Below are 11,750 nucleotides of genomic sequence, written 5' to 3'. Positions count from 1 at the left end.
GCTCTATTCCTCCCCGAGCTTCAGCGCCTGTGCGATGCGGATTCGTGTCAGCCGGTACCCCAGAATGAGCAGCCCGGCCGCCAGCGTGAATCCGATAATGCCGTACAGCTGCAAATAATCGCTAAGCTGATATGTAATCGTGAATGGAGGGACCTGTTCTTTGGACGCATACGACATTTCGAACAGGGGCACGAATTTCATGCTCGTGACGTTGCCGATGAACACGCCGATGAGGACCGCGGCCCCCGACGTGAGCAGCTGTTCGCTGACGAGCATGCCGATCATTTGTGGGAAAGAGATGCCCATGGCCCGCAGAACCCCGTATTGAAGCGTCCGGCCGGACAAGGTCAGCACCCAGAACAGCAGGAAACCGATGAAGCTGACCAGCATCGAAATGGAAAAACCGAGCGTCATTACGCCGTTCATCGCCAAACGGAACGGATCGTTCCTGGACTGGACCAGCTCCTGCGTCGCGTCCCGCAGGCTCGTCACCTGCAGCTTCTTCTCCTGCAGCTCCCTGTAGATTTGTTCGCTGTTCGTGCCGTCCGCCAGCTTCAGCCATACTTCATACGGCTCGACGGCCAGCCTGTTCTGAATCGTGCCCAGATGTCCGACAACGAGATGGGGCTGCTCGGGTTTTCCGCTTCCCTGATCGGACGGCAGCGGGCTCCAGCTGGGCCAATAATCGATGATGCCGTACACCGTGAACGTCGCCCCGTCCAGGCTGTCCCAGTAAACCCGGATCGGATCGCCGGGCTTCAGTTTGGCATCCTCCGCGAGCGACCGCGAAATGAGCACGGCCTCCGGATTCGGGGCGATCAGATTCAGGTAGCTGTTGATCGGATACTGCAGCAGCCCCTCCTTCATCCAAGCGGTACTGCCGAAATCCTTCGTGTCGATGCCAAAGAGAGCCGTTTTGCCGGACTTTTCATTACCGACGGCACTGAATCTGGCCTCCTGCTTCTTGAACACCTTTGCTGTCGCTTGCACGCCGTCCAGCTCCTCAAAGGGCTCGAAGGGCGGCTCCGTATACTGAACCCGTTTCTGCACCGTTGTCGTTGCCTGCTCAGACTGAGGCTGCCCTCCCGCCCCGGGGGATACAGGTGGAGGCGCATCGCTTTCCCACTTTGTCGTCAGCGCAATGTCCGTGCCGACGGCATACCGAACCTTGCTGTCCATGTTGTCGTTGATCGTCCTGGCCGCGTTTGCACTGAACAGGCCCGTCGCCACCGTCATGATCAGGAACACCTGAATGGTCAAATACTGCCCGGACGAGCGGCTGATCTGAACGAGCGTATGATACAGCGCAGGCGGCCATCCGTTTCGGCCCAGCCAATAAACGAGCCGGACGAACCAGGGGTATACCCGCAGCACCAGCAGGCCGCCTCCAAGCGCGAAAAGAGCCGGGGTCAGGAACAGGAGCGGATCGACCTGCAGGTCGGCAGATCCCAGCGCAAGCCTCCGCAGATCCTCCTGGCGCTGGTTGAAATTGTACAGCAGGTAAGCTGCCAGGCAGATAAGAACAAGATCCAAACCTGTCCTGTGCCAGATCGACAGCCGGGTGAGGCGCGCCGTCTGCTGCTTGTGGCTTACGATGCTGACCCGCGTTGCGAGGAAGGCCGGAATGAGGATCAGGATGATCGCTCCCGCCACAGCGGCTGCAGCCACTTGATAGGCGCTGCTCGTCATGCTGACCTTCAGCGCGGAGCGCTGCACGAACTCCAGAAACCCATTGGAGGCGCCAAGCAGTTTGGTAAACCATACGCCGAGAAACGGCCCGGCCGCCAGCGCGCTCAGCCCGAGCAGCAGGCTCTCCAGCAGGTAGGCAGCCATGATCTGCAGCCGGCTTGCTCCCCGGCTGCGGAGCACGGAAATTTCCGTTTTTTGCCGGTCAATGATCAGATTGGCGGTCATATATAAATAAAATGCCAGCATCAGCATGACAGGGGTATACAGCGAAAGCGTCACCGTATCGAGCTTCTCCTGTTTGCCCTGGTACGATGCGATGGTCGGGCTCGCCGGAATTTTGATTTCGGCTACCCCAAGCTTGCCTTTGAAATAACGCCGGACCTCCCGGTCCGCCTGGGTGAACGCATCGACCTTGCCCAGCGACAGCTGTTCGTAATTGAGCGCGAGCCGCCATTCCATGTTGGAGACCCTGGCTTTGCCGCCTTGCGTAAATTCTCGCTCGAACTGCTGGAAGGGGATCAGGAATCCGTCCTCGTTCTCCGTGGTCAGAAACGGCAAATACCGGTCCGCCTCCGGATTCGTCTCTACGATGCCGACCGGGATGACCCGAAAGCGGGTACTTCCGCCATCCTGCGGCTCTACGGTCAGTTCTTCACCAAGCTTCCGCTTGGTCGCCAGCTGAAACTTCTGCGTGACCAGCGCCTCGATGATCCCGTCCGAACGATCCGCAGGCATCCGCCCCTCGATCAGCCGGACCCGCTTCTCCAGATCAGACAGCGACATAAAGCTTCCTAACGTCTTTTGCGATTGCTTCTCTTGAGCCGAAGCATCGGCGCCGTATACCTTCATCTTCGGCGTGAACCGCTGCTGATAGAACGACAGAGCATCCAGCCCCATGCGCTCCGGAATCGTCTTCACGAATCGGTCGGCGCTTCCGATGGCTTCCTTCGTCTTTGCGTCCATGGATGATGCGGAGACCGTCGTACTTATTCGGAGAAAGCCCGGATACACGCCGTTCCCGGTCTGCACGGACTGCAGCTCCTTCAGTAATGTCCGCTGCAAAATGGCCTGCGAGTAGAGCGGCATGGAGCTGAACAGGGCCACGCATACGGTAAGGCCGATCCACAAATTCAGCTGCAGCCACTTGTTGTTGGCCATCTTGCGCAGGATCATCGTCCACAAAGCCAATACATACACCCCATCCCTAAATGCCCGGTCGGCCCGGGCCATAGCTCTTCGGTTAATTGTTCAGAATGACCTTCTGGCCTTCCTCAAGTCCTTTGACAATCTCGACTTCCGTCGGCGTCGTCAATCCGATCTCGATGTCAACCTCCTTGCGGCGTTCTCCTTCGGCGATTTGAACATAGGAACGCCCCATATAGGAGCGGATTGCCGAGCGGGGTACAATGATGGCGTTATCCCGCTTCTGAAGCTCGATCGTCAGCTCGGCGCTGTCGCCGACCTTGACGTCTCCCGGAGCGTTGTCCATGCTCATGAAGATCGTTACCCCGTTCTTCTCGGCCTTCGAACTGTCGGCGGCTGCCGGCAAATCCGAAGGGGCTTGAAGGACCTTTCCCTTATAGTCCTTGCCTTTATACTTGAGACTCACAGGCATGCCGGCTTTGACCGGGTTCAGATCCTTGCTGTCTGCTGCAACATAAGTCAGCTGCACTTTGGACGGGTCGGAGACCGTGACGATCGCTTGATAAGCGTTCACGTTGTCTCCCGCATTGAGCTTCTCGACAAACGTCACCGTTCCCGAGACGGGAGCGTACAAGCGTGATTGGCCAAGCTTGGCCTTCATCTCCTGCAGCGACATCCGCTCGCGCTCCAGGTCGATTTCCTTGAGCCGCAGGTCGACGGCGCCTGCGTCGGCATCGCGTGCCTGTTTGTACAGCAGCTGTGCGCGCTCTACATTCAGCTGCTGCAGACGCACCTGAAAATCGAGGTCGCCCGTCTCCAGCTCGGCCAGCAAATCGCCCGCCTTCACTTCCTGGCCCACCGTCACCGGAATCGATTTGAGCCTTCCGCCCATCTCCTTGAAGGACAGCGCTTCGGATTGGGCCGACACAAAATAAGCCGTCCCCTTCAGGAAGGTCTGAATCTTCCCGCGGCTGGCCTGCACGAGGTTAAACTGTTCTTTGGCCGGCTCGACCAAGGGCGGCTGCAGCGTTTCCGGTTCGACCGGAAGGAGCGAACAGCCCGAGAGCAGCATCAGCGCCGTCAGAAGCGCGGCTATTCGCCGCAGACGCCGGTCTATTTTAGATAAGGGGAGATTCGTTCGTTGTCTGCGATACAATATTTCCATCCTCCAATGCGATAACGTGATCGACAAGCTCCATCATCCCGGGGTCATGCGTCGTGAGAACGACCGTCATCCCCGATTCTTTTACCAGCTCGCGAAAAATGCGGACGACCTGCAGCCCCATCCGGCTGTCCAGTTCGGCGGTCGGCTCATCCGCAATCAACAGCTCAGGCTGGTGCACGATGGCACGGGCAATGGCTACGCGCTGCTGCTCGCCGCCCGACAGTTCGGACGGCCGATGCTTCATCCGCTCCCGCATGCCGACGCGGTCAAGCGCATGCTCCACCACCTCCCGGTTACCCTTCAGTCCCGCGATACGCAGCCCGAATTCAACATTTTCGTAAGCCGACATCAGCGGAATCAAGCCATACGACTGGAATACGAGGCCAATCTCCTTGCGCCGGATCTGGCTGCGTTCGGAGCCGGATAAACCGGTGATTTCCCTCCCTTTGAAATACACCTGTCCCTCCGTCGGATCGTCTAATGCGCTGAGAATGTTCAATAGCGTGGTCTTTCCGGAACCCGAGCGCCCTCTCAGAGCCACGATCGTTCCAGGCGGAATGTTCAGATGGATATTTTCCAAAGCGGTAACGGCGGTATTCCCCCTGCCAAAAATCCGTGTGATCCCGCTTGCCTGCAGAATCGGTCCGCCGCCCGTATCCTTCGTCTCCGTTTCCTTACCGTTCACTGTTACTCGCCCCTTTGTTCTGACCCGAATCGCCTTCACCAACCTCATTGTAGCGCTTCCATTCAGGGGGAAGTACCCGCCGTTTCCCGTTCGTTTACCTGAGAAAATGTAGATATGTGCAGGCTGCAAGCTCTGCGGCTGCATGTTTGCAAAAAAATGCCGCCCGATGAAACGGACGGCATTTCTTACAACGACCTTACCTCTCACATATTCATTACCGGCACATTATCGAAATTGCCAATAGTCGATCTGGAACAGCTCGATATCCGGCTTCCCTTTGAAGATCAGGAACAAATCATGCACGCCCTCCGCACCGCTGACAGGCGTCGCCATTTCGCTCCACAATCCGCCGGTCGAAGACACTTGAAGCGTACCGATCGATTTGCCTTCAGGACTGTCCAGGCGGAGCTCGATGACTCCCCCATCATTCGCGCACGATACAGACGCTGAAAACGCTGAGGCCCCGGCGCCGAAATCAACGCCGGACACGGCGGTCCAGTCCCCATGATGAATGTCTGTTAAAACCATGAGGTCTTCGGCCTGTTCCAGTCCATCCGTCTGAAGCTTACGTACATTCACGCCTGCGCACCAAGCGATCGTCTCCGCTCCAATGCGGTCATATGGATTCAGCGGCTTGATCTGCTTAACGCCGGCCATGTCCGCTTCAATGGATTGAATCGCACCATCTTCGTCCAAGATCACCCGGTTAAGGTGGGTCGACCGATACCCCTTCACCACGCCCATGGCCTTCGACAAGGTCTGGGCGTGATAAGCGATATACCAATCACCATGAAACTGGAACATGGCATGGTGGTTGTTGCCGCTGACACCGAAAAAATGGCCGGGATTTTTAAGGATCGATCCCTGGTACCTCCACGGCCCCATGGGGCCGTTGCTGGTCATATAAGCAATCTCCCCTGCCGGAGGACTTCCCTCCGGCCGAACGCCATTGTAGAAGTTGGAGCAATACGTATAGTAATATTGGCCGCCTTCCTTATGAATGCCGGCATCCTCGAACATGAACGGAGCCGGGATCGGCTCGGCTTCGCCGATCACGCTGATCATATCGTCACCCAGCCGCATCATCCGAGCGGTCCCGGGATTCTCATCCTGGCCTTCCGGCACGCCCCCGCCAAAGTAAATATAGCCTTTGCCGTCATCGTCCACCAGCACGGCCGGATCGAAGAGCCATACGACGCCTTGAACGCCAGGCGTGTCCCTTGCGATAAGCGGCCTGCCGATCGGATCGATCCATGGGCCGGTCGGACTGTCGCTCGTCAGCACACCGATGCCGCTGGCGTTGTTGGCAAAGTACAGGAAGAAGCGGTCTTTGCCGTCTATTCTTTTGTGAGCCGCCGCAGGGGCCCAGGATTGCGTCGCCCATTTGGCTGCTCCATCCGGACCTGCCACTTGAATGGCGCCATGGTCCGTCCAGTTCGCCAGATCATCCGATGAAATTACCGATATGCGGTTGATGGTGCTATAGCTGTTGTCCTTGACCGCTCCTTGCTCGTCATACTCTAATACATCATCTGTATTGTAGAGGTATACGCGCCCGTCGAACACCAGTACATAAGGGTCTGCTCCAAATTTATGGGCGACAAGCGGATTTCCGTTTCGCGGCAGCTTGCCGATCGGTGCATGAACGAGTTCATTCATTTTTGTGTCAACTCCCGTATTCAGCATTTTTTGGTATAACCAAACTCTCTTAAAAAGAGTAAGGCTTGCGTTCAGCGGGAACAACCTGTCTGATCCGTCCGGATCACCCGCCAAACTCTAGTTTCCAGAGGTTCAATTCAAAGAAAGTGTATCCCGGTATTCCTGCGGCGTGAGCCCCGCTGCTTTTTTGAAAAAACGGGTGAACGAATGGGCCGCCTCGTAACCGACGGATAATCCCACCTCGCGCACTTTCAAATCGTTGTCCCGCAGCATTTCCTTGGCTTTCTTCACCCGGCACTTGTCGATAAAATCGGATAAGTTGATTCCTTTCTCCTGCTTGAAGAACCGCGACAAATACGAGGGATTGAAATAATGGATTTCCGCCAGGCGCACCAGGGACAAATCCTCACTCAAGTGCTCTTCGATGTACTGGCAGATCCGGTCGACAATCAGCGAGGCCCTGTCCCTCTCTTGCGTTTGTTTGCTTAGGAAAATGGATTCCGCGACGCGTTTCAAATAACCGAAGGCCTCCTCCATTGAGGGATGATCGTTCAGCCGCATCAATTTTCCGGTATCGCCGATATGCCCGTGCATTCCCATACGGCCTATGCAGGAATGCAGCATCAGCGCAATCGTATAATACGTCTCGATCGTTAACTGAACCTTACAGCTCATCTTCAGTGCACTGGCCGTTACCTCCTTAAGCGCTTGGATAAATTCATCGTGTCTCCCCGACTCCAGAAAAGCCCTCAGCACCTCCGCTGTCTGACTGTCCGCAAAGCTCGCTTTGCAGTCCAATCCATCGAGCGGCTCGAAGCCGTCGCGTACAATGATGGCTCCCCCGCTGCCGCTCCTTAACTGCTGCAGCTCCCGCAGCCTTTCGTATTGGCGCGTCAAGCTTTCCCACCTGCATGCTTCGCTGCTCAGCGCCAATCCGATGCTCAATCCAAGAGAACCGATGCAGGATTCCTGAACCAGCTCCAAGGTCCCCTCCACGAACCGGATGAAATGGCTGTCGGTCCCGCCCTCGGCCGGTTCAGACGGCTGCAGAAACCAAAAGGCGTCGCCATGCTTGTCGGTGATCCCCATACTCCGGGCACGGCCCGAAAAGTAGTTATCCCATATCCTTCTGACGGACGACAGGATTTCGCATCTTTCCGTATACGTCCTGCCCTCCGGATACGAGATGCGGCCAAGGACGAGCACGACGGGCTGGGCGGGATCGAGGCCGATGCCAAGCTTGCTGAACTCGCGAGCCAATATGTCTGTATCCTCGCTCAATACACGGCTGTTCTGAAGAAGGTGCCTCATATAATCGCCCTGCGCCATGAATTGGAACGCCAGCAGCTGCTCGCGGGACTGTTCCAGCAGCAGACTGTCGTGATGCGCGCGTTCTATATCGTCCAAGACATCCTGCACGGTGTCGGTCACCTTGGCGTACCCTTCCGTCTTCAGCACATAACGGGCATTTGTCATTTGGATCGCGCGGTACGCATATTCGAATTCACTGTGGCCGGTCAAGAACACGACTCTGCATCTGGGCCAGTACTTCCGGATTTCCTCGGATAATTCCAGCCCGCTCATGCCGGGCATGGCTATATCGGTCAAGACGATGTCGATTCTCGTGCGCGACATCCAATCCAGCGCTTCCTTGGCGGAATAGGCTTTGCACACATCGAGCCGCTCCGGTTGATAGCGGTTGAACACTTCATACAGTCCGTCCGTAATGATATCTTCATCGTCAACGATTAGCAGTCTGTACATCCCCGTTCTCCTCCCTGATCTTGATACGAATGGCGGCCTGAAGCCCGCCCAGGCTGCTTCTGGACAAGAACAGTCCGCTGCCCTCGCCGTAAGTAAGCAGGATCCGCCGATGGATGTTGATTATCCCGGTCATTTCGTGGGATTCGGCAGGACCTGTTACCCGATGCTGGAGGGCTTCGAGCCCGGCATCGTCGATGCTGTTCCCGTTATCCTCCACCTTGATGACGCATTCGGAGCCGGTTCGCTCAAACGTAACGCGGAGAAACCCTTCATTCGGCATGCTCTCCAGACTGTGCTCATAGGCGTTCTCGATCAACGGTTGGACGATCAACCTCGGCACCTTGATGCGCTGCATGTCCACTGGCAATTCGTCGAACTGGACACGAATGCGCCGGGAGAAGCGGAGCTGCTGGATTTCCGTGTACATTCTCGCATGCTTGATTTCTTCCGACAGCGTGGCATGGTCCTCGCCGTTGCGGGCGATGAACCGGTAATACTCGCCGAGCATGATCGTAAACAGCTCGATCCGGTCCGTATCGCCCGTCTTGGCCAGCGAGTTCAGGATAAAGAAGCTGTTATACAGAAAATGCGGTTTGATTTGCGACTGCAGCTGCTTCAGTTCCGCCTTCTGCATCATGAGTTTTTGTTTGAAATCTTGATCGATCAAGGTCTGCAGCTTGACGAGCATCTGATTAAACCGGTCATACAAATAGCCGAACTCATCCTTCTGCTCATGTTGGATCGGAATATCAAGGGTCCCGCCTTCCATCCTGCGAAAGCTTTGGACGAGCGAGAGCAGCGGACGATGAACGTAACGGTACGTGGAATAGGCATATACGATAATGGCAAAAACCGAAGTTACCGCAAACACCCATGCCCACAGGTTGAATTTGATCAGCGGTCTCTTGACCGTTCCCTCCGGTAAGTACGAAACGAGCGAGAGGGCCAGCTTGTCAGAATTGGCGATATTGAAATGGTACTCCCTTCTCCCGATATCGAGCAGCATCGTACTGTCGTCCACACCCTTGGACGCCTTTATAAAATCCTCCAGCAGTTCTGGCGGCGTGCCGGTGCTGGACAATGTGAATCCAGCTTCCCTCGCGATCAGAATCGAGCCGCTTCCGGGATACACGCCGAGCGGTTTCAATGAGTCCTTCAGCTTGTCGTTATCCAATTCGATTTGAACGAGATACAGCGGATCCTTCACATTGTTCCCGCCAAACTTCGAGGCGGTAAGCTGAAGCGAATCCCCCTGCCGCATCAGCCGGGCGCCGCTTCGTTCTCCGATGGAGCGTATTTCATCATATCTTTGCTGGTCCAGCGTACGGACGGCATTGCTGGCCGAAATCGTTTTACCGATCGAATGAATATGGACATAAATATCTTTGATGTACGGGCTGCTGTTTTTTATGGAAGTCAGACGGTGGAGCAAGTAATTTACGCTGGACCTTTTCTCGGCGCTGTCCATCATCCCCCAGGTGACGGCAATTTTATGGAGCTCGCTTTCCTGCAAAATGTCGAACTGCTGAATTTCAAGCCATTCGATTTCCCGGTTCAGCCCCTCGAGATAGGACGATAGCTGTGCCAGTGAATTTCTTGATATTTCTTCGCTTGCGTTGGTATAGCTCCAATTGTACAGGTATACGCCGAGCAGAATAATCGGGAGGATCACCACCAGATACATCAGAACGAGCCTGGCCAGGATGGTATGACGCAATGAATTCACAGGAATCCTAATCAAAACAACGCCTCCGATGCACTAATCTTTCTGTTTGTTCGAGTACCATTCATTGACTTCGGCTGTCATTTTATCACCGCCCAGACGATGCCATTCCTCGACGAAACGGTCAAATTCATCGATGGGATGCCCGAGGATAATGTTGGTGAACGTATCCATCGTCAGAGAGTCGAGAATCGATTGTTTTTCGATCATCGTATCGGTTGGCGCACCTACAAAGCTCTCATACAATAACTGGTTGTTCCTTTTATACCGGTCAAGGATGGAAAACGCTCCCGACGGGCCATAGGTTCGTTCCCAGCCCCAGCCGGACGGATTGCCACGGGTCAGATAAGCCTCGATGTTCTTTTGAATCGACCTTGCCTCATCCTTAAGCACATTAGGGTTTCCGGTTCGGCGTGCCTCTTCAATTTGGTAGTAGGCGTCCAGATTCTTCAGTGCAGGATACGGAGTAACCGGAGAAAGCTGCCAAGCCGGATATGGGGTGCTGTAATAGATTTCGTACTCGGCCGTCGCTCCCCAGTTCTTTTCCAGATGCAAATTGAACAGCTTTACGATGGCCTCGGGATGCTGGACTCCCTTACGGACGGCAAGAAATTGATGGGTAGCGAAGCGGAGCGGCACTTTCGCCGGTTTCCCTGTGGCCGAAACAATGGGAAAAGCCTGCCATCTGGCTTCCGGATCCTGCTCATGATTGCCCTGTACGACAAACGATCCCCACTGTTCGCCGTACATCATCCCGTATTTACCTGCGATAAGCTCTGCTTTGGCCTTGATGCCGTCTTTAAACATAAATTCCTCGTCAATTTCTCCGTTCCGATACATGTCCTGAAGGACTTTCAGCGCAGTCTTGACTTCAGGTTGAACGGCTCCGTATACGAGCTTGCCGGATGGATCGCGAATCCATATATTAGGGAAGGCGTCGTAACCGGCCATAAATGCCGACAAGCCCATCACGGGATCCCACAAATATTGGGTCACCGGGAGCCCCAAAGTATCATTTTTTCCGTTTCGGTCGGGGTCATTTTCTGTAAACGCTTTCGAAATGTTCAGGACGTCATTCATCGTTTGTGGCGGCTGTAATCCGAGACGGTCCAGCCAATCCGTCCGGATCCAAATATACTGTGCTCCCTCGATCGATGAGCTTGTCTCGGGAATTCCCATCAATTTACCGTCTACCGTGGCCGCTTCAAACGGCCCGGTCCCCTCCTGGCCCAAAATTTCCTTCGTGAACGGCGCCGCATATTTCTCATAGGCTTCGGTCAAATCCTGAATCAGGCCTGCATTGCTCAGCTGACGCAGCTGATCTGCATCGACTCTCACGACATCAGGCAGGTTTCCCGAGGCAAGCGCAACGCCCAGCTTCTGGTTATAGAGGGTGCCTTTGGCTGTCCAATCATACTTGATCCGGATGCCCAGAACTTGCTCATACAGCCGGGTCCACCGGTTATCTTCCAGCGTTTCTCCCGGAAACGTTTTGATCAGGTTGTCCAAATCATCGCTCGTCTCCCGCACGAAAGTGAGCTCAATCGGGGGATCATACTTCTCCAGGCCGGGTTCCGAGTAGATGTACTGACCATCGGTCTTCCCTGTTACCTCCTCACCGTCAGACACCCCGACCCGGTCGCACGACGCCAGCATGGACAAGGGCATCGTGACCGTCAGGACTAGACCAACTACACTCCATTTGGGAATACGCAATGCGCCAACCCCATTTCGATTAGATTCATTAAAGCGTATCAAGACTATTATCTTGATGGCGTACGCACACACACAACCCGCATCTTTTTACTTGCTCACCTGTTTTTTACTTTTTTAATGTAAGCGCAAACATTTTCTCTATTTATTTTAAATCAGTTTTTATGATCCCTCCTATTCATAAACTAAAGAAATACCCCCAATAAATG

Annotated in this window: 7 protein-coding genes; all 7 read right to left on the bottom strand. The window is 55.0% G+C overall.

What is annotated here, in order from left to right; all coding sequences use genetic code 11:
- Nucleotides 1-3: 3 nt before the first annotated feature.
- Complete coding sequence (locus C7820_RS20170) at nt 4-2,886, bottom strand: ABC transporter permease (protein ID WP_258875311.1); 2,883 nt, start codon at nt 2,884-2,886, stop codon at nt 4-6.
- 43 nt (nt 2,887-2,929) lie between these two features.
- The gene (locus tag C7820_RS20165; RefSeq protein ID WP_116232504.1) at nt 2,930-3,997 is read right to left on the bottom strand and encodes an efflux RND transporter periplasmic adaptor subunit; all 1,068 of its coding nucleotides are present in this window, start codon (nt 3,995-3,997) and stop codon (nt 2,930-2,932) included.
- On the bottom strand, nt 3,951-4,682 hold the full coding sequence (locus C7820_RS20160) for an ABC transporter ATP-binding protein (RefSeq protein ID WP_258875309.1): 732 nt from the start codon (nt 4,680-4,682) through the stop codon (nt 3,951-3,953). The genes C7820_RS20165 and C7820_RS20160 overlap by 47 nt, the downstream gene beginning before the upstream one ends.
- Before the next feature lie 225 nt (nt 4,683-4,907).
- Nucleotides 4,908-6,341: a glycoside hydrolase family 43 protein gene (locus tag C7820_RS20155; RefSeq protein WP_258875308.1), complete on the bottom strand. Its 1,434-nt coding sequence runs from the start codon at nt 6,339-6,341 to the stop codon at nt 4,908-4,910.
- Nucleotides 6,342-6,473: 132 nt separating this feature from the next.
- Nucleotides 6,474-8,105, bottom strand: a complete 1,632-nt coding sequence (locus C7820_RS20150; RefSeq protein ID WP_116232501.1) for a response regulator transcription factor — start codon at nt 8,103-8,105, stop codon at nt 6,474-6,476.
- Nucleotides 8,083-9,846 carry a sensor histidine kinase gene (locus tag C7820_RS20145; RefSeq protein ID WP_258875307.1) on the bottom strand — a complete coding sequence of 588 codons (1,764 nt, stop codon included), beginning with the start codon at nt 9,844-9,846 and terminating at the stop codon, nt 8,083-8,085. The genes C7820_RS20150 and C7820_RS20145 overlap by 23 nt, the downstream gene beginning before the upstream one ends.
- An 18-nt stretch (nt 9,847-9,864) precedes the next feature.
- Entirely contained in the window at nt 9,865-11,496 is a 1,632-nt protein-coding gene (locus C7820_RS20140; RefSeq protein ID WP_181909142.1) for an extracellular solute-binding protein, read from the bottom strand.
- Nucleotides 11,497-11,750: the final 254 nt, after the last annotated feature.

Origin of the sequence: Paenibacillus sp. VMFN-D1 (assembly GCF_003386155.1) — a bacterium.
Taxonomy (GTDB): domain Bacteria; phylum Bacillota; class Bacilli; order Paenibacillales; family Paenibacillaceae; genus Paenibacillus_AQ; species Paenibacillus_AQ favisporus.
Note: the sequence above shows the minus strand (reverse complement) of the source record. Positions and strands in the feature narration are given on the sequence as shown.

Coding starts and splice junctions, on each gene's coding strand:
- C7820_RS20165 (WP_116232504.1), bottom strand. CDS start 3,997: ATGGAAATATTGTATCGCAGACAACGAACGAATCTCCCCTTATCTAAA.
- C7820_RS20155 (WP_258875308.1), bottom strand. CDS start 6,341: ATGAATGAACTCGTTCATGCACCGATCGGCAAGCTGCCGCGAAACGGA.
- C7820_RS20150 (WP_116232501.1), bottom strand. CDS start 8,105: ATGTACAGACTGCTAATCGTTGACGATGAAGATATCATTACGGACGGA.
- C7820_RS20140 (WP_181909142.1), bottom strand. CDS start 11,496: ATGCCCTTGTCCATGCTGGCGTCGTGCGACCGGGTCGGGGTGTCTGAC.